Consider the following 17340-nt stretch of genomic DNA (forward strand, 5'->3'; position numbering starts at 1 on the left):
GGTTGATTTACGCAGCGTGGATCAGAATTCCTCCCAATCTCCCGCCGCCGGGGCCGCTGCGGCACTGCCGCCGAAAGCGCGTTTCAGCGCACCCGCCATTGCCTTGACAGGGGAAACGCGCGGACTGTGGGTCGAGGCAACTGCAACCGGCCGCGGCGCTCCGGCACTTGCACCGGTCCTTTCGGCACCGTCGCCGATGTTGAACTGGGACAGGAGAGCAAAGAGGCTATCGGCTTCCGAAGAGAGCTTCTGGGTCGCTGCCGAAGTCTCTTCCACCATGGCGGCGTTCTGCTGTGTTACCTGATCCATCTGGTTGACGGCGGTATTGACCTCCGCAAGGCCGGTTGCCTGCTCACCGGAAGCGACCGCGATCGAATGGATATGATCGTTGATCTGCAGCACACGCGTTTCGATTTCGGAGAGGGCGTCACCGGTCTTCTGTACCAGATCCACGCCCACCGCCACTTCGCCGCCGGATTTGCTGATCAGCGCCTTGATGTCCTTTGCCGCACTTGCCGAGCGTTGTGCAAGTTCACGAACTTCCTGGGCCACGACCGCAAAGCCCTTGCCGGCCTCGCCGGCACGGGCTGCCTCAACACCGGCATTCAGCGCCAGAAGATTGGTCTGGAACGCGATTTCATCGATGACGTTGGTGATCTGGGCGATCTCGCGGGACGCCTGCTCTATGCGGCCCATCGCCTCGACGGCGCTGCGGACAACTTCGCCGGACTGCGCCGCACTCTGTTTTGCCTCGCCCACCATGACGGTGGCCTCCTGCGCGCGTTGCGTGGACGTGCGCACCACCGCGGTAATCTGATCGAGCGCTGCGGACGTCTGTTCCAACGCAGCCGCCTGCCGCTCCGTGCGTTTGGAGAGGTCGTTGGTCGCATTGCTCAGCTCTGAAGCGCTGCCGTTCATCGAGCCGGTCGCGACGCGGACATTGCTCATGGTGACGCGCAACGTTTCCATCGTGCCGTTGACGTCGCGCTGCAGCTCTGCGAACGCACCCTTGAAGTTGCCGTTCATGCTGTCTGTGAAATCGCCGGCGGCGAGGCTCTTCACAACCCGGCACGTCTCTGAAATGCCTGTATCGACGCTCGCCAGCAAATGGTCGACAGTGCGGGCAAAATGATCGAGGCTTTCCTCGCCCCATTGCTTGTCGATGCGGTGGGTGAAGTCGCCTTCGGCGGCGGCGGCCACCACAGTCGACATGCGAGCCTGCAGATCGTCGCTCTTGGCCCGCATGGTCGCCTCCGAGGCATTCATACGCGCGACCTCGATACCGTTCTTGCGGAAGATCTCGATTGCTGCCGCCATATCGCCGATTTCGTCAGCGCGGCCCGCTCCGGAAACCTGCGCATTGAAATCGCCGGCAGCAATCTGCTTCATCGCTTTCGTCAAGTTCATGATCGGATGGCTGAGCTGACGCCGGCCAAGATAGAGTCCGAAACCCGCACCGGCCGCGACGCCGGCAACGGTAATGGCAGATACTAGGATGAAGAGCGTGCGGGTGAAATCATTGAGTTTCTGATCCACCTCGTCGAGCAGCGCCTGATCTGTCTTGACGACTTCGTCGATCTCCACCTGATAGGCCTTGCGGTTGTTGCGATTGGCCTCGTTGTTGCCCTGCTCGTTTGCCGCCGCGGGACTGACTTCGCGCCCAAGGCGCGCGGTCTCGGTCCTGAAGGCGGTGAATTCTTTCGACCGGGCAAGCAGCTTGTCGAATACGGCCCGCTCGTCCGCGGGAACGATCTTGTCCCAATCCGTAAGGAGTTGTTCCATCTCCTTGAGATAACCGAGGATGCCGTCACCGAATTTCTTGGCTTCCTTGGTATCCTTCGACATGTAGACGCCGCGGGAATCCATGACGACAGCCGTTACGAGACGGTTCAAATGCTCGCCCTTTTGCGCGCGATCAGCCGCCAGCTCATATTCGTCCATCATGGTACGATATTCCGTCATGGCAAATAGCGACATGCCGCCGATAAAGCAGGCCACGAGGCTCATGAACCCGACGAGGAGATTGATTTTCCCGCGAATTTTCATTGCTTCCCTTCCAGACCCGGGTGGATTTCCAGGGAAATGCAACTGTTCAGCAGTTCCTCCCCTATCCCGATATGCTAAAATTAGCTCTCATCAATTAAGAAATACTTGAAACTCCTCTTGAAACGAAAACAATCGCGACGGGTATAATTTTCCAAAATCACTCCTGATTGCAAAACAGCTTGCCATTCCTCGCCTTGGTCTTCTCGGCTCCTGAAATTATTGCATTTCAATTCGGAAAAGCTTGAATAACCGGAGAAATTCGGAATGGTTAACAGGAGACCCTGCAATTTCTCCTTTGAATCCGGAGCAAAAGCGGATGCCCCTCCCCAGGTCGCGATCAAAAAGCCCGCCGTGATTGACTTTTCCGGCAAAGTCCTCTTATAAGCCGCGCACGTTCAGCTCCGGCGGGCTTGCACGCATGCAGCCGGCTATGCGGATCGTTTTTTCCGAAGCGCTCTTGCTCTCTTTCACGGGGGCAAAATCCAAGAAGGGCCGCACACCGCGGTATTAAAATAAATGAAGCGTACCTACCAACCGTCCAAGCTTGTTCGCAAGCGTCGTCACGGATTCCGTGCCCGCATGGCCACCAAAGGCGGCCGCAAGGTTCTTTCCGCACGCCGCGCCCGTGGCCGCAAGCGTCTCTCGGCCTAAGGCCGAGCTGCCCGAGGCAACCGGGCGATGATGACGGAGACCAAGATCAAGAAAACTGTCGGGCGGCTGAAAAGTCGGCCGCAGTTTCTTGCTGTCCGGGAGGGCGAAAGTCGTCGTGGCCGAACCTTCCTTCTGGAAGTGCTCGATCGCCATGTGCCGGACGAGCAGCCGCGCGTCGGCTTCACCGTCACCAAGAAACAAGGCAACGCCGTCGAACGCAACCGCATGCGCCGACGCCTCAAGGAGGCGGTGAGGCAATCTGCCGGATTTGCAATGAAGAACGGACACGACTATGTGATTGTCGCGCGGAGGGAGGTGCTGGCGGTTCCCTTCGCTGATATGACGGCTCAGCTCATCGAGCGTATTGAAGGCAGGCCGAAACCGAAGCGGTCCGAGGAGACCCGTTCCAGGAAAGCATGATGGAAAAGAACCGCAATTACTTCATCGCGATCGCGCTCTCGGTGCTGATCGTCCTTGCCTGGCAGTTCCTCTACATGAATCCGAGGATGGAAGCTCAGCAGCGCGCCGAAGAGGCCCGCCGTGCGCTGCAGGGCGAAACCGCCCAGACCACCTCCCCGGAAAGCCCCGGCGCCCAAAGCGGATCGAGTGCGCCCACGGGTACCTTGCCAGGAGCCGCCCCAGGGCAGACGACCGTCACTCGCGAACAGGCGCTTGCCAAATCGCAGCGCGTCCAGATCGAGACGCCAGCCCTCACCGGTTCCATCAACCTGACCGGCGCCCGTTTCGATGATCTGAAGCTGCGCGAATACCACGAGACCGTGGACGACAAGAGCCCGATCATCACGCTGTTCTCGCCCTCCGATACGAAGGATGGCTACTTCGCCGAAGTCGGCTACGTCCCCAATGAATCGATAGGAACAGTGCCCGGTACGAGCACCCAGTGGACGCTCGCAAGCGGCGACAAGCTGACCCAGCAGACGCCTCTGACGCTCTCCTTCACCAACGACAAGGGCATCACCTTCACCCGCACGATCTCGGTCGACGACCACTACATGCTGACGGTCGTGGATAGGGTTGACAACAAGACCAGTGCGCCGGTGACATTGACGCCCTATGGACGCGTCATCCGCAACAACAAGCCGGCAACGCCTTCCGTCTGGGTCATTCACGAGGGCTTCATCGGCGTGATGGGCGAAAGCGGCTCGCTCAGCGAGCACACTTATTCCAATATCGAAGAAGAACAGTATACCAACGAGAAAGCGACCACCGGCTGGTTCGGCATCACCGACAAGTATTGGGCCGCGACCATCGCTCCCCCTCAGACGCTGCCCTACGTTACGCGCTTCTCGCATTTCACCGGCGGACAGGCGAGCTACCAGGCGGATTACAAAGGCGACGACCTGACGGTGCAACCCGGCCAGTCGACCGAGCTCAAGAACCTCGTGTTTGCCGGCGCCAAGGAAGTGCCGCTGATCTCGCGCTACGAAACGGAATACGCCGTTCCGCAGTTCAATCGCCTGATCGACTGGGGCTGGTTCTACTTCATCACCAAGCCGATGTTCCAGCTGATGGACTTTTTCTTCCGTCACGTGGGCAATTTCGGCGTCGCGATCCTGCTCACCACCATCGTCGTCAAGGCGCTGTTCTTCCCGCTCGCCAGCAAACAATACGCCTCCATGGCCAACATGAAACGCATGCAGCCGAAGATGGAGGAGCTCAAGGCCAAGTTCGGCGACGACCGCATGGGCCTGCAGCAGGCGATGATGGCCCTCTACAAGGAGGAGAAGATCAATCCGATTGCCGGCTGCTGGCCGGTGCTCCTGCAGATCCCGGTCTTCTTCGCGCTCTACAAGGTCATCTACGTAACGATCGAGATGCGTCACGCGCCCTTCTTCGGCTGGATCCAGGACCTTTCCGCGCCCGACCCGACCTCGCTCTTCAACCTGTTCGGCCTGTTGCCCTACGACGTGCCACACTTCCTGTTGATCGGCGTCTGGCCGCTCGTCATGGGGGTCACCATGTTCCTGCAGATGCGCATGAACCCGACGCCACCGGACCCGACCCAGGCGATGATCTTCACCTGGATGCCGGTCGTCTTCACCTTCATGCTGGCATCCTTCCCGGCCGGCCTCGTCATCTACTGGGCCTGGAACAACACGCTGTCAGTCACGCAGCAGGCGATCATCATGAAGCGCCACGGTGCCAAGGTCGAGCTCTTCGACAACCTGAAGGGTCTCTTCCGACGAAAACCGGCGGCTTCGAAGTAACATCAGAAAACCCCGGTTCGCCGGGGTTTTCTTTTTCGGCAATAGGCAAATATCCTCCATAGCTTGACATTGGCCGGCAAAACCCGGAAGCCGTGTCGCTTCGATCAAGACAGGACCGACAGAACCGATGCCCGCAGACAGGAACATGGACGACAAGCCGCTTTTCGGCCGCCCCTGGATCTTCATCCGCGGTGTGCCGTCGATGAAATTCCTTCCCCCGGAGGGCCCGCTGGAAGTGGCTTTCGCCGGACGCTCCAATGTCGGCAAGTCGTCGCTCATCAACGCGCTCGTAGGCCATAAAGGGCTTGCCCGCACCTCCAACACGCCGGGCCGCACCCAGGAACTCAACTATTTCGTTCCGGACGGCTATTCCGGCGAAGGCACGGACCTGCCGCCGATGGCGCTGGTCGACATGCCGGGCTACGGCTATGCGCAGGCGCCGAAGGAACAGGTCGACGCCTGGACCAAGCTCGTCTTCGATTACCTGCGCGGGCGCGCCACGCTGAAGCGCGTCTATGTGCTGATCGACAGCCGCCACGGCATCAAGAAGAACGACGAGGAAGTGCTTTCCCTGCTCGACAAGGCCGCCGTCTCCTACCAGGTCGTGCTGACGAAGACCGACAAGATCAAGGAACCGGCTGTCGCGAAACTGATCGCGGAAACGACGGAAAAGATCCGCAAGCGACCGGCAGCCTACCCGCTCGTTCTTTCGACGTCATCGGAAAAGGGCCGCGGCCTCGATGAACTGCGCCAAGCCATCACCGAAACGGTCAGCATGCCGGCCTGATGGCCTCGAAACTTCGGCCATGATTATTTCCTCTGTCAAAAACATGCGCTAAAAGGCCCCACTCACTTCATGGGGAATCCGATGACCGCTTCCGATAGCGAACTTCAGGCCAAGCTTCTGGCCCAGGCGCTGCCCTATATGCAGCGTTACGAGAACAAGACCATCGTCGTGAAATATGGCGGCCACGCCATGGGCGACCCGGAACTCGGCAAGGCGTTCGCGGCGGATATCGCGCTTCTCAAGCAGTCGGGCGTCAACCCGATCGTCGTCCATGGCGGCGGCCCGCAGATCGGCGCGATGCTGACCAAGATGGGCATCGAATCCAAGTTCGAAGGCGGCCTGCGCGTCACCGACGCCAAGACCGTCGAGATCGTCGAAATGGTGCTCGCCGGCTCGATCAACAAGGAGATCGTCGCGCTGATCAACCAGACCGGCGAATGGGCGATCGGGCTCTGCGGCAAGGACGGCAACATGGTCTTCGCCGAGAAGGCCAAGAAAACCGTCATCGACCCGGACAGCAATATCGAACGCGTTCTCGACCTCGGCTTCGTCGGCGAAGTGGTGGAAGTCGACCGCACGCTGCTCGACCTGCTCGCCAAGTCGGAGATGATCCCGGTCATCGCGCCCGTCGCTCCCGGCCGTGACGGCGCCACCTACAACATCAATGCCGATACGTTCGCTGGCGCCATCGCCGGCGCGCTGAACGCGACGCGCCTGCTCTTCCTCACCGATGTCCCGGGCGTGCTGGACAAAGACAAGAACCTCATCAAGGAACTGACCGTCGCGCAGGCACAGGCGCTGATCAAGGACGGCACGATCTCCGGCGGCATGATCCCGAAGGTCGAGACCTGCATCGAAGCGATCAAGGCAGGCGTACAGGGCGTCGTCATCCTGAATGGCAAGACCGCCCATTCCGTGCTGCTCGAAATCTTCACGGAGCGTGGCGCGGGCACGCTGATCGTGCCCTGATCCCGAGGCGCTTCAAGGCTCAGCCCGCGGCGGAAAAGACCGCCGCGGCGTCCTCCTTCAGCTTCGCCATCATCGCGCGATAGGGGCCTGGACCGTAACTGACCCGCCCGACACCGAGTTCGGCAAGCTGTCTCGGTTCCGGAACGCCCGGCATCATCATGATGTTGACAGGCACTGGCGACGCTTCGCAGAGCGTGCGGATCAGCTCTTCATCCGCCAGTCCTGGTGCGAAAAAGCCGCTGGCGCCGGCCCCGGCATAAGCTTTGGCGCGTTCGATTGCCTGATCGAGAAGGCCTGCATGCTTCGTTCGGTCGCCCTCCTGCAGGAAAAGATCGGTGCGGGCATTGATGAAGAAAGGGATATCAAGCGCGTCCGCAAATGCCCTTATGGCGCGGACGCGTTCCGCCTGCACCTCGATGGCGTAGACGCCGCTGCCGCCAACGACCTGATCCTCGAAATTGATGCCGATCGCGCCGGCATCGATGACCTTGCCGACATTCCGCGCAAGCTCGGTCGGTTCTTCCGCGTAACCGCCTTCGAAATCCACCGACAAAGGCACATCGACCGCCGCAGTGATCGATTTCACGGTCGCAAGCAATGCTTCCATCGGCAGGTTCTCGCCGTCGGCATACCCTTGGGCGGCTGCGACCGACCAGCTTCCGGTGCCGAGCGCCCTGGCGCCGGCATCTGCCACAGCCTTGGCCGTGCCGGCGTCCCAGATATTGTAGATGATGACCGGATTGCCCTTTTTGTGAAGTGCGCCGAAAGCGGCCGCCTTGTCCTTCTGAGACATCAAATGATCCTCCCGTTAAGGACACTACCCTAACCGGATTCGATCACTATTGCCGCCTGAAATCGGGCGCCGATTACGAGAAAAGCAACCCGAGGATGCCGCAGACGATCAGCAAACAGCCGATCACCTCCATACGGTTCACCCGCTCGTGGAAGAGGAAATAGGAAGCCATGAAGGTGAAGACGAGTTCGATCTGGCCGAGCGCGCGCACATAGGCCACCTGCTGCAGCGTCATCGCCGTGAACCAGCCGGCCGACCCTACGACACCTGCCAGACCTACCAGCGACGACGAGCGCCATGAGAGAAGCACCTGGACGATCTCGCGCTTGTCCTTCCACACCATCCAGACCAGCATGAAGGCCGTCTGGAAGGTCGTGACGCAGGCAAGCGTGACCGCCGCTTCCATCACCGGCCCCGGCCCGCCGAGGGAGAGCGACGCGCTACGATAGGCCACGGCCGAAATGCCGAAGACGGCGCCGGAGGCGATGCCGATCAGCGCCGTGCGGCCGGTCAGCGCGACCAGTGTATTGCGCCAGGAAAGCGGCATGCGTGCCATGGAAATCATCATCACGCCCAGGACGCCGACGATGATCGCCATGACTGCGCCGGGTGTCAGCTTCTCGCCGAGCAGGATGAAGCCGAAGATCGCTGCCTGCACCGGCTCCGTCTTGGAATAGGCCGTGCCGACGGCGAAATTCCGAAGCGAAAAGAGATGCACCAGCATGATCGTCGCGAAGATCTGCGCCAGCCCGCCGATAACGGCCCATGCCGCAAAGGTCCAGTTCGGCGCAGGAAACGGATAGTCGGCAAGATAATGCAGCGCCAGCACATAGAGGATCGCCACCGGAAACCCGTAGCCGAAGCGCACGAAACTTGCCCCGCGCGTGCCCAGCGAACCCTGCAGATGCTTCTGCAAGGCGGAACGCAGGTTCTGCAGGAAGGCGGCGGCGATGGTGATGGGGATCCAGAGTTCCATATCGTGGCGGTATCATGCCCGCTCATCTGCCGCCAAGGCCGGATTCGGCTGAAACCGGTCGTCTTTTTCGATTTTCTTTATCGGCCCGGCGGTGCATAAAACCGGCATGGACAAGAAACCCAAGACCTCTCCCGATCCCATCGATTTCGACCGCATCCGCGACTGGGTGTTCGATCTCGACAACACGCTTTATCCGCATCACGTCAATCTGTTCGCGCAGATCGACCGGAACATGACGGCCTATGTGCAGGAACTGCTGCAACTGGAACCGGAAGAGGCCAGGGCGCTGCAGAAGCGCTACTACCACGAGCACGGCACCACGCTGCAGGGTCTGATGCTGCACTACGGCATCGATCCGGACAGCTTCCTTGAACGGGCGCATGCCATCGACTATTCGGCGCTCCTGCCCAATCCGGAGCTCGGCGAGGCGATCAAGGCGCTTCCCGGCCGCAAGTTCATCTTCACCAATGGCAGCGTGCCGCATGCGGAGGCCGCCGCGCGGGCGCTCGGCATCCTCGACCATTTCGATGACATCTTCGACATCGTCGCTGCCGATTACGTGCCGAAGCCGGCAGGCGCTACCTATGACAAGTTCGCGAGCCTGCATCGCGTCGACACGAGGAACGCGGCGATGTTCGAGGACCTGCCGCGCAACCTGCAGGTGCCGAAGACCCTCGGCATGCGCACAGTCCTTCTCGTGCCGCGCAATCTCGATACGGTTCTGATGGAACGTTGGGAGAAGCTGAGCGACGAGGACGATCACATCGATTATGTGACTGACGACCTTGCCGGCTTTCTCGGCGGTCTGCGTACGAGCTAGAGTCTTATTCGCCTTACCAAAAGTTCATCCACCTTACGGATGTTTAAGTAGCTTTAACCGGGGCCGGGACCTACCTTCAAGCTATTGAAGTAACCGGAAAGGACCCTTCGATGACCGCGAAGAAAATCGTTTTGGCGACCCTTAGTGCCGTCTTGGTCGCAGGAGCCGCTATCCCGGCTCTCGCGGCACCAGGGCGCGATGGACCTGGCCGTCCCGGCGGTCCCGGCCGCGCAATGATGCAGGACGTGATGTTCGTCCGCCTGCTCAAGAACGCCGACACCGACAAGGACGGCAAGATCTCCAAGGATGAAGTGACCGCCTTTCAGGATAAGCTGTTCGCCCAGATCGACGCCAACAAGGACGGCTCGCTGACACGTGGCGAGATGCTCGACTACCGCCAGGCGAGGATGGAGGAGTTCCGCAAGAACAATCCGCCGCCGGAACAGGCCGATAATGGTGACGACCAGCCGCAGGACCGGCGGGATCGCATGGCCGAGAGGCGCGACGATCGCCGTGACGGGGACCGCCAGGCATGGAACCACCACGGCTGGGGCCATCACGACCGGGATCGCCGTGAAGCCCGCTGGGACGGGCCGCGCCATGGCGGCATGATGCGCGGCGGTTTCTTCCGCATGGTCGATGAAGACAATGACGGGAAGGTCACCAAAGCTGAAGCCACTACGGCCACCGACAAGCTGCTTGTCCGCATGGACACGAACAAGGACGGAATGATCTCCATCGACGACCTGCCGGACCGCCCCCTCTAGTTCTCCGCCCCCTTTAGAACTAGTACCGGCTGTCGTCTCAAAGGACCCGCCTCTTCCGCTAGAGAGGCGGGTTCTTTCTTTCAGTGCTCGTAAAAGTCCGCGATGATTTTCCAGGCCTGATCGGCCGTTTCCACGAAGCTGATCAAGTTCACGTCATCCGGCGCGATCGTGCCGAATTCCGCAAGCGCTTCGAAATTGATGATACCGCGCCAGAAGGATTCGCTGAAAAGGATCAGCGGAACGCGCTCCATGCGCCTGGTCTGGATGAGAGTGAGCGCCTCGAACATCTCGTCGAGCGTGCCGAAGCCGCCTGGGAAAACCACTACCGCCTTGGCGCGCATCATGAAATGCATCTTGCGGATAGCGAAATAGTGGAAGTTGAAACTGAGCTCGGGGGTCACGAACCGGTTCGGCGCCTGCTCGTGCGGCAGCATGATGTTGAGACCGATGCTGGGCGCGCCGGCTTCGGTCGCTCCGCGATTTCCGGCCTCCATCACGCCAGGGCCTCCGCCCGTCACGACCACGTATTCCTGATGGTTGTAGATGGCCGAATACTTGCCGCAGAGGGCTGCGAATTTCTGCGCCTCCTCGTAATAAACCGAAGCCGCTTCGAGGCTCTTGCGCTGGGTTTCGTTGCGAGCCGCCCAGGCGCTCTGGCCCGGAGCGGGAATGCGCGCACCACCGAAGAGCACGACGGTCGATCGGATGCCGCGTTCGGCAAGGGCCATCTCCACCTTCAGCAGTTCGAGCTGCAGGCGAACCGGACGAAGCTCTTCCCGGCACAGAAAATCTTCATCCACATAAGCGAGCCGGTAGGACGGCGATTCCGTCTGCGGCGTCTTTGGCAGGCCCGCCGCCGCCTGCCTGTCCGCCACATTGTCCTTCAGCGGATCCCAGACACCATCCTTGCGCCTTGGTCCGTCTTTCCTTGACCTTGCCATTTGCCTGATCCTTCCGGCATCAACATCGGTTGACGCCAATTCACATTGACGCTTGAGTGGCGGTCGCTTAGAGCAAATGACACTAAAAAACCACCTCTCCCACCATCACGATATCGAGCGACGTTTAAGGATTTCCCATGAGCAGCCCCGACTTCTCTTCCCTCGAAAAGACTATCGAGACCGCTTTCGACAACCGTGACAGCGTCACGGTCTCCACGAAAGGCGAGGTGCGCGATGCCGTCGAGGAGGCGCTCTCGCTGCTGGACGGCGGCAAGGCGCGCGTGGCAAGCCGCGGTGCGGATGGAACCTGGACCGTGCATCAGTGGCTCAAGAAGGCCGTGCTGCTCTCCTTCCGGCTCAGCGACATGGAAGTGGTCAAGGGCGGGCCGGGCAATTCCACTTGGTGGGACAAGGTGCCGTCGAAATTCGAAGGCTGGGGCGAGAATGCGTTTCGCGCAGCAGGGTTCCGCGCCGTGCCTAACGCGGTGGTTCGCCGTTCCGCCTATATCGCGAAGAACGTGGTGCTGATGCCCTCCTTCGTGAACCTCGGCGCCTTCGTCGATGAAGGCACGATGGTCGACACCTGGGCGACCGTCGGTTCCTGCGCGCAGATCGGCAAGAACGTACATCTCTCCGGCGGAGTCGGTATCGGCGGCGTGCTGGAACCGATGCAGGCAGGCCCCACTATCATCGAGGACAATTGCTTCATCGGCGCCCGTTCGGAAGTCGTCGAAGGCTGCATCATCCGCGAGGGTTCGGTGCTCGGCATGGGCGTTTTCATCGGCAAATCGACCAAGATTGTCGACCGCACGACCGGCGAAGTCATGTATGGGGAAGTGCCGCCCTATTCGGTGGTCGTGGCCGGCACCATGCCGGGCAAGCCGCTGCCGAACGGCGAACCGGGCCCGAGCCTCTATTGCGCCGTGATCGTCAAGCGCGTCGATGAAAAGACCCGCTCCAAGACCGGCATCAACGAACTGCTCCGCGATTGAGCGAACAATGTCCACATCCGATCCCGTCATCAATCTCCAGACTCTCATCCGCTGCCCTTCGGTGACGCCCGCCGAAGGCGGTGCGCTTTCGGCACTGGAGGCCATGCTCCTGCCGCTCGGCTTCAAGGTGGAGCGCATGGTGGCGACGGAACCGGGCATGCCGGACATCGAGAACCTCTATGCGCGACTCGGAAACAAGGGCCCGCACCTGATGTTCGCCGGCCACACGGACGTGGTGCCGCCGGGCGACGAAGCCTCCTGGAGCCATCCACCCTTCGCCGCCATGATTGCCGGCGGTGAGCTTTTCGGTCGTGGCGCGGTGGACATGAAAGGCGGCATCGCCTGCTTCGTCGCGGCAGTCGCACGCCATATCGAAAAGCATGGCATGCCAAAGGGCTCGATCTCTTTCCTGATCACCGGCGATGAGGAAGGCCCGGCCGTCAACGGTACGGAAAAGCTGCTGAAATGGGCAGCCGAGAGAGGGGAACGCTGGGACGCCTGCCTAGTCGGCGAACCGACCAATCCGGACGCCCTCGGCGACATGATCAAGATCGGCCGACGCGGCTCGGTCTCCGGCAAGGTGAGCGTTCTCGGCGTCCAGGGTCATGCGGCCTATCCGCATCTTGCCGACAATCCGCTGCGCGGGCTGTTGCCGCTTGCCTCGGCGCTGATGGATCCGCCCTTCGATACGGGAACGGATAATTTTCCGCCCTCCAACCTGGAGGTGACCTCGGTGGATGTCGGCAATCCGGCCACCAATGTCATTCCGGCCAGGGCAAGCTTTGCTTTCAACATCCGGTTCAACGACACCTGGACCGCTGATACGGTGAAAGCCGAGATCCTGCGGCGGCTCGATGCCGCCGCAGCCGGCAGCCCGCTTCGCCCGGGCCGCGATCCGGTCCGCTACGAGATCACCTGGGCCGAACGGCCAAGTCATGTGTTCCTCACCCGCAACAATGCGCTGATCGCCTCGCTTTCCGAAGCGGTCGAAACCGTGACAGGCAGGACGCCGCAGCTTTCCACCACCGGCGGCACATCGGATGCCCGTTTCATCAAGGATTACTGCCCGGTGGTGGAATTCGGCCTCGTCGGCCAGACCATGCACATGGTGGATGAACGGGTAGCCCTTGCCGATCTGGAAATACTCACCCAAATCTATGGGACTTTCATCTCCCGCTGGTTCGATAATGCCCTCCTACCATGAAGTCAGGCTCTATCTTAATGGCCTCTGGCTGTTGATCAGAGGCGACGCCCAAGGTTTCCGGCTCCTCGACATTTCCGATCGAGGCATGATGCGCTCGTTCTGGGCTTTCGTCTGGTGCCTGCCGGCAGCAGCGATTTCCTGGCTGTGGTGGCGGGCCTATCTGCTCGAAGGCATGCCGGCGGGTGCGCGGGTCGGCGGGCTTTTCTTCGTCCGCATGGCGATGCTGGAGGTCTTCAATTGGCTGGTGCCGCTGATTCTTGCCGGCATTCTCTGCGCGCTGCTCGGCATCGGGCGGAAATTCTCGGCCGTCGTCGTCAGCGTCAACTGGCTCTCGGTTCCGTTCGCCTATCTCTACGGCCTGCTCAGTCTGCGCTTCCTGTTGCCTTCCAGCCTCGACGCGTTGCTGGCGCTCGTCCACTTCGCCCTGCTCATCGCCATGGTCGTTTCCGTCTCACGGGTGATGCGGATGATCTGCGGGCCGCAGCCGCTGATGGTCACGGGCCTCGTCCTGGTGCTGATCGTTCCGGGCATGCTGCTGACCGAAGCATTGCAACGCTTCCTCGGCATCTATCCGTTCTGACTATCTTTGCGGGATCACGGATCGCCGGGATAATCGACCTTCATGAAATAAAGGCCTTCCGGCGGCGCGACCGGCCCGCAGGCCGAGCGATCCCGCGCATCCAACGCGGCGCGCACATCTTCCGGCGTCATCTTGCCCTCGCCCGCAAGCTTCAGCGTGCCGGCGAAGGAGCGGATCTGGTTGTGCAGGAAACTCTGGGCGCTTGCCCGGATTTCGATCAGGTCGCCGGTGCGGGTCACATCCAGCCGGTCGAGCGTGCGAACCGGGCTCGTCGCCTGGCAGTGGGCCGAACGGAACGTCGTGAAATCATGGTGCCCGACCAGCGTCTGCGCCGCTGCGTGCATGGCTTCGTGATCGAGATGGCGCGCCACCCACCATGCGCGCTTGGCCTCCAGCGCCAGCGGCGAGGGCCGGTTGAGGATGCGGTAGAGATAATGCCGGCGGAGCGCCGAAAAGCGCGCATCGAACGTCTCATCGACCGCCTGGACGTCGAGCACCGACACCTTTTCGCCCGCCATCATCAAATGGGCGTTCAATGCATTGCGCAGCTTATAAGGCTTCCACTCGCGCGATAGATCCGCGTGGATGACCTGACCCACGGCGTGAACGCCGGAATCCGTGCGGCCCGCGCCGCGGATCGAGACGGTTTCGCCGGTCAGCGACAGGATGCCGCCCTGGAGCGCCGCCTGCACCGAGTGGCCGTTTTCCTGCATCTGCCAGCCGACATAATTGGTGCCGTCATATTCGACGGTCATGCGGTATCGCGGCATCAGGAGAGCCTCGCCCCGGCCGGGATCGGCGTGCCGCGCAGGAAATCGGCCGCCGCAAGCGGCTTGCCGCCTGCTTTCTGAAGCTTCAGCAGCCGGACGGCACCATCACCGCAGGCGACCGTCAGCGCGTCATCCAGCACCATGCCTGGCTGACCACGCCCCTCCCTCATTTCGGATGCCAAAACCTTGATGCGCTCCGGCCTGCCGTTGATCTCGGCCTCGAACCAGGCGCCGGGAAAGGGCGACAGGCCGCGAATATGGTTATGAACATCCCGCCCCGGTTTCGAGAAATCAATGCGCGTCTCGCCCTTGTCTATCTTGGCGGCATAAAGCACGCCCTCTTGCGGCTGCGGCGTCAGCGGCAGGTCGCCGGCTTCCAGTTTCCCCATCGCCTCGACCATGGCGCGGGCGCCGACCAGCATCAGCTTGTCGTGCAGTTCTCCCGCCGTCATGTTTTCGCCGATCTCGACTTCCCTAGTAAGCGCCACCGGCCCCGTATCGAGGCCTTTCTCCATCTGCATCACCATCATGCCGGTCTTCTCGTCTCCTTCCATGATCGCCCGCTGTATGGGGGCTGCACCACGCCAGCGCGGCAGGAGCGACGCATGGCCGTTGTAACAGCCGAGCCGCGTGCCGGTGAGGACCGCTTCCGGCAGAAGCAGGCCATAGGCAACGACCACGGCCACGTCGGCGTTCAGAGCCCGGAATTTCTCGCGCTCTTCCGGATCCTTGAAGTTGGCGGGCGTGAAGACGGGAATGCCGAGAAGCTCGGCCGCCTGATGTACCGGCGACTTGACGAGATCAAGCCCGCGCCGGCCGCCCGGCCTCGGCGGCTGCGTATAGACCGCGACGATATCATGGCCCGCCTGCTTCAGGCCCTCAAGCGTCGGCACGGAAAATTCCGGCGTGCCCATGAAGATGATTCGAAGAGACATGGACGTTCCACGCTTGGAAAGCGCGCCTTCAAACTGAAGATCGCCGGTTGAAGCCCTAAACGGCCTTCGCCTTGGCGGCCTTGGTGAACTTCTTGATCACCATCTCCCGCTTCAGACGCGAGATGTAGTCGATGAAGAGCACGCCGTTCAGGTGATCGATCTCGTGCTGCAGGCAGGTGGCAAGCAGGCCATCGGCCTCCACCATATGTTCCTTGCCGTCCCGGCCGATATGCTTGACCGTGACAGCCGCGGGCCGCTCCACCTCGGCGTAATATTCCGGAATAGAAAGGCAGCCCTCCTCGTAGACGGACCGCTCGTCGGAGGATTTGACGATCTCCGGGTTGATGAAGACCTGCGGGTTCTTCTCTTCGCCCTCCCGGGCAACGTCGATGACGAGAAGCCGGCGCGGCACGCCGATCTGGATCGCCGCAAGGCCGATGCCAGGCGCCTCGTACATGGTCTCCAGCATATCGTCGGCAAGCCTCAGGAGTTCGTCATTTACCTGTTCGACGGGCTTGGAAACCTGGCGCAGGATCGGGTTCGGGAGAATAATCAGCGGTTTGATGGTCATGGCTTCCCATAACGTAACTTTTTTTCGGAAGAAACAGGGATCGCTTCGCTTTTTTATATAATGTTCACGTTTTGATCTTTTCAAGCCGCGGAATTCTGTTAGCTTCCCGCCATGGATGATCTTCTCGCACGTCTCCCCGCGCTTCTGGCCGACCAGCAGGCTGTGGCCGTTGCAGCCGCAGCGGCGGCGCTAGTTATTCTGCTCGCGGTGTTTTTTATCAACCGTCGCCAGCGGGAAATCGCCCGGCAGGCGGTCGAGGCGGAAGCGAGGCTTTCCGAACTCCTTCGTGCCCAGAGCGAGATGCAGGGCCGGCTGTCGGCCATGGCGGAGACGCTTTCGGCGCGGCAATCGGAACTCAACCAGGCTGTCAGCCAGCGTCTTGATGGCATGACGCACCGGATCGGCGCGACGATTACCGAACAGACCAAGTCGACGCATGAGAATCTCCGCCGGCTTCAGGAGAGACTCGCCGTCATCGACGCCGCGCAGAACAATATCCAGACGCTTGCCAAGGATGTCGTCGGCCTGCAGGCGATCCTGTCGAACAAGCAGACTCGCGGCGCTTTTGGCCAGGGGCGGATGGAGGCGATCGTCGCGGACGGCCTTCCGCTCGGCGCCTATTCGTTCCAGGCACTGCTTTCCAACGGCACCCGGCCCGACTGCCTCATCAAGATGCCGAACGGCGCACCGCCGCTGGCAGTGGATGCCAAGTTCCCGCTGGAGGCCTGGAATGCCTTTCGCGAGGCTGCCGCACCAGAAGCGAGGCGGGCGGCTGCGCAGCAGTTCCGCCGCGATCTGGACGTGCATATCAAAGACGTTTCCGAGAAATACCTCCTGCCGGGCGAAACCCAGGAGATGGCCTTCCTCTTCGTGCCGTCGGAATCGATCTTTGCCGAGATCCACGAGCATTTCGAGGGCGTGGTGCAGAAGGCGCAACGCGCCCGCGTGGTCTTCGTATCGCCTTCTCTCCTGATGCTGTCGATCCAGGTCATCCAGGCAGTCCTGAAAGATCAGCGGATGCGCGAACAGGCGCATCTCATCCAAGGCGAGGTGGCTCTTCTGGTGGAGGATCTGGCCCGGCTCGACGACAGGACACGCAAACTTCAGGCGCATTTCCTCGCCGCCCAGAAGGATGTGGAGCAGATCATCACGTCCACCGACAAGCTCAATCGCCGTGGCGCCAGGATCGAGGCATTGGAACTGGAAGCGCCGGCAGACGCCGAAGCATCCCGCGACGCGCCGCAGGCCAAGGTCGTCGAAAGCCGCACCGGCCTGCTCAAGCTCAGGGTGGTTGACGAGGAGTGACGCTC

18 protein-coding genes are annotated in these 17340 nt (G+C 61.3%); 11 read left to right on the forward strand and 7 right to left on the reverse strand.

Going from position 1 to position 17340, the window contains the following annotated elements; genetic code table 11:
- Positions 1 to 21: 21 nt before the first annotated feature.
- Positions 22 to 2046, reverse strand: a complete 2025-nt coding sequence (locus ABK249_RS03155; RefSeq protein ID WP_037159087.1) for a HAMP domain-containing methyl-accepting chemotaxis protein — start codon at positions 2044 to 2046, stop codon at positions 22 to 24.
- A gap of 516 nt (positions 2047 to 2562) precedes the next feature.
- Between ABK249_RS03155 and rpmH the strand changes: the two genes are divergently transcribed.
- From rpmH to argB, 5 genes are all read left to right on the forward strand, one after another.
- A complete protein-coding gene (gene rpmH, locus ABK249_RS03160; RefSeq protein ID WP_081953029.1) occupies positions 2563 to 2697 on the forward strand; it encodes a 50S ribosomal protein L34 in 135 nt (44 codons plus the stop codon).
- A 30-nt stretch (positions 2698 to 2727) separates the two neighbouring features.
- A complete protein-coding gene (rnpA, locus tag ABK249_RS03165; protein ID WP_037160030.1) occupies positions 2728 to 3117 on the forward strand; it encodes a ribonuclease P protein component in 390 nt (129 codons plus the stop codon).
- The gene (yidC, locus tag ABK249_RS03170; RefSeq protein WP_037159090.1) at positions 3117 to 4925 is read left to right on the forward strand and encodes a membrane protein insertase YidC; all 1809 of its coding nucleotides are present in this window, start codon (positions 3117 to 3119) and stop codon (positions 4923 to 4925) included. The genes rnpA and yidC overlap by 1 nt, the downstream gene beginning before the upstream one ends.
- Before the next feature lie 127 nt (positions 4926 to 5052).
- Positions 5053 to 5712 (forward strand): ribosome biogenesis GTP-binding protein YihA/YsxC, encoded by a 660-nt coding sequence (gene yihA / locus ABK249_RS03175; protein ID WP_227701765.1) that lies wholly within the window; start codon positions 5053 to 5055, stop codon positions 5710 to 5712.
- A gap of 81 nt (positions 5713 to 5793) precedes the next feature.
- Positions 5794 to 6681, forward strand: coding sequence for an acetylglutamate kinase (gene argB, locus ABK249_RS03180; RefSeq protein ID WP_037159095.1), 888 nt, complete (start codon positions 5794 to 5796; stop codon positions 6679 to 6681).
- Between the two features lie 19 nt (positions 6682 to 6700).
- Here argB and ABK249_RS03185 read toward each other — a convergent pair whose 3' ends face one another.
- Both ABK249_RS03185 and ABK249_RS03190 read right to left on the reverse strand, forming a co-directional pair.
- A complete protein-coding gene (locus ABK249_RS03185; protein WP_227701764.1) occupies positions 6701 to 7474 on the reverse strand; it encodes an isocitrate lyase/PEP mutase family protein in 774 nt (257 codons plus the stop codon).
- Positions 7475 to 7547: 73 nt separating this feature from the next.
- The gene (locus ABK249_RS03190; protein ID WP_348862206.1) at positions 7548 to 8450 is read right to left on the reverse strand and encodes a DMT family transporter; all 903 of its coding nucleotides are present in this window, start codon (positions 8448 to 8450) and stop codon (positions 7548 to 7550) included.
- 106 nt (positions 8451 to 8556) lie between these two features.
- Between ABK249_RS03190 and ABK249_RS03195 the strand changes: the two genes are divergently transcribed.
- Together ABK249_RS03195 and ABK249_RS03200 are read left to right on the forward strand one after the other, a co-directional pair.
- A complete protein-coding gene (locus ABK249_RS03195; protein WP_348862207.1) occupies positions 8557 to 9270 on the forward strand; it encodes a pyrimidine 5'-nucleotidase in 714 nt (237 codons plus the stop codon).
- 110 nt (positions 9271 to 9380) lie between these two features.
- The gene (locus ABK249_RS03200; RefSeq protein WP_348862208.1) at positions 9381 to 10037 is read left to right on the forward strand and encodes a hypothetical protein; all 657 of its coding nucleotides are present in this window, start codon (positions 9381 to 9383) and stop codon (positions 10035 to 10037) included.
- An 80-nt stretch (positions 10038 to 10117) separates the two neighbouring features.
- Here the strand turns inward: ABK249_RS03200 and ABK249_RS03205 are convergent, their stop codons facing one another.
- A complete protein-coding gene (locus ABK249_RS03205; RefSeq protein ID WP_348862209.1) occupies positions 10118 to 10978 on the reverse strand; it encodes an LOG family protein in 861 nt (286 codons plus the stop codon).
- A gap of 137 nt (positions 10979 to 11115) precedes the next feature.
- Between ABK249_RS03205 and dapD the strand changes: the two genes are divergently transcribed.
- Genes dapD through ABK249_RS03220 form a run of 3 tightly spaced genes read left to right on the forward strand, consistent with a single transcriptional unit; the run spans position 11116 to position 13754 of the window.
- On the forward strand, positions 11116 to 11970 hold the full coding sequence (gene dapD / locus ABK249_RS03210; RefSeq protein ID WP_348862210.1) for a 2,3,4,5-tetrahydropyridine-2,6-dicarboxylate N-succinyltransferase: 855 nt from the start codon (positions 11116 to 11118) through the stop codon (positions 11968 to 11970).
- A 7-nt stretch (positions 11971 to 11977) separates the two neighbouring features.
- A complete protein-coding gene (gene dapE / locus ABK249_RS03215; RefSeq protein WP_348862211.1) occupies positions 11978 to 13174 on the forward strand; it encodes a succinyl-diaminopimelate desuccinylase in 1197 nt (398 codons plus the stop codon).
- A complete protein-coding gene (locus tag ABK249_RS03220) occupies positions 13158 to 13754 on the forward strand; it encodes a hypothetical protein (RefSeq protein ID WP_037159117.1) in 597 nt (198 codons plus the stop codon). The genes dapE and ABK249_RS03220 overlap by 17 nt, the downstream gene beginning before the upstream one ends.
- Positions 13755 to 13768: 14 nt before the next feature.
- Here ABK249_RS03220 and truA read toward each other — a convergent pair whose 3' ends face one another.
- Genes truA through def form a run of 3 tightly spaced genes read right to left on the reverse strand, consistent with a single transcriptional unit; the run spans position 13769 to position 16030 of the window.
- Complete coding sequence (gene truA / locus ABK249_RS03225; protein WP_037159120.1) at positions 13769 to 14524, reverse strand: tRNA pseudouridine(38-40) synthase TruA; 756 nt, start codon at positions 14522 to 14524, stop codon at positions 13769 to 13771.
- On the reverse strand, positions 14524 to 15459 hold the full coding sequence (gene fmt / locus ABK249_RS03230) for a methionyl-tRNA formyltransferase (protein ID WP_037159123.1): 936 nt from the start codon (positions 15457 to 15459) through the stop codon (positions 14524 to 14526). Before fmt ends, truA begins: the two co-directional genes overlap by 1 nt.
- 55 nt (positions 15460 to 15514) lie before the next feature.
- Positions 15515 to 16030: a peptide deformylase gene (gene def / locus ABK249_RS03235; protein ID WP_037159126.1), complete on the reverse strand. Its 516-nt coding sequence runs from the start codon at positions 16028 to 16030 to the stop codon at positions 15515 to 15517.
- Between the two features lie 111 nt (positions 16031 to 16141).
- On the opposite strand from def, the gene ABK249_RS03240 reads away from it, so the two are divergent.
- A complete protein-coding gene (locus tag ABK249_RS03240; protein ID WP_227701756.1) occupies positions 16142 to 17335 on the forward strand; it encodes a DNA recombination protein RmuC in 1194 nt (397 codons plus the stop codon).
- Positions 17336 to 17340 lie beyond the last annotated feature (5 nt).

It is taken from the genome of Neorhizobium phenanthreniclasticum (assembly GCF_040066075.1).
Lineage (GTDB): Bacteria > Pseudomonadota > Alphaproteobacteria > Rhizobiales > Rhizobiaceae > Neorhizobium > Neorhizobium petrolearium.

Excerpts from the sequence above, each read along its gene's own strand:
- ABK249_RS03185 (WP_227701764.1), bottom strand. The coding sequence starts at position 7,474 with ATGTCTCAGAAGGACAAGGCGGCCGCTTTCGGCGCACTTCACAAAAAG.
- ABK249_RS03240 (WP_227701756.1), top strand. The coding sequence starts at position 16,142 with ATGGATGATCTTCTCGCACGTCTCCCCGCGCTTCTGGCCGACCAGCAG.
- fmt (WP_037159123.1), bottom strand. The coding sequence starts at position 15,459 with ATGTCTCTTCGAATCATCTTCATGGGCACGCCGGAATTTTCCGTGCCG.
- ABK249_RS03220 (WP_037159117.1), top strand. The coding sequence starts at position 13,158 with ATGCCCTCCTACCATGAAGTCAGGCTCTATCTTAATGGCCTCTGGCTG.
- yihA (WP_227701765.1), top strand. The coding sequence starts at position 5,053 with ATGCCCGCAGACAGGAACATGGACGACAAGCCGCTTTTCGGCCGCCCC.
- ABK249_RS03155 (WP_037159087.1), bottom strand. The coding sequence starts at position 2,046 with ATGAAAATTCGCGGGAAAATCAATCTCCTCGTCGGGTTCATGAGCCTC.
- yidC (WP_037159090.1), top strand. The coding sequence starts at position 3,117 with ATGGAAAAGAACCGCAATTACTTCATCGCGATCGCGCTCTCGGTGCTG.
- argB (WP_037159095.1), top strand. The coding sequence starts at position 5,794 with ATGACCGCTTCCGATAGCGAACTTCAGGCCAAGCTTCTGGCCCAGGCG.
- def (WP_037159126.1), bottom strand. The coding sequence starts at position 16,030 with ATGACCATCAAACCGCTGATTATTCTCCCGAACCCGATCCTGCGCCAG.
- dapE (WP_348862211.1), top strand. The coding sequence starts at position 11,978 with ATGTCCACATCCGATCCCGTCATCAATCTCCAGACTCTCATCCGCTGC.
- ABK249_RS03190 (WP_348862206.1), bottom strand. The coding sequence starts at position 8,450 with ATGGAACTCTGGATCCCCATCACCATCGCCGCCGCCTTCCTGCAGAAC.
- ABK249_RS03200 (WP_348862208.1), top strand. The coding sequence starts at position 9,381 with ATGACCGCGAAGAAAATCGTTTTGGCGACCCTTAGTGCCGTCTTGGTC.
- truA (WP_037159120.1), bottom strand. The coding sequence starts at position 14,524 with ATGCCGCGATACCGCATGACCGTCGAATATGACGGCACCAATTATGTC.
- dapD (WP_348862210.1), top strand. The coding sequence starts at position 11,116 with ATGAGCAGCCCCGACTTCTCTTCCCTCGAAAAGACTATCGAGACCGCT.
- ABK249_RS03205 (WP_348862209.1), bottom strand. The coding sequence starts at position 10,978 with ATGGCAAGGTCAAGGAAAGACGGACCAAGGCGCAAGGATGGTGTCTGG.
- rnpA (WP_037160030.1), top strand. The coding sequence starts at position 2,728 with ATGACGGAGACCAAGATCAAGAAAACTGTCGGGCGGCTGAAAAGTCGG.
- ABK249_RS03195 (WP_348862207.1), top strand. The coding sequence starts at position 8,557 with ATGGACAAGAAACCCAAGACCTCTCCCGATCCCATCGATTTCGACCGC.
- rpmH (WP_081953029.1), top strand. The coding sequence starts at position 2,563 with ATGAAGCGTACCTACCAACCGTCCAAGCTTGTTCGCAAGCGTCGTCAC.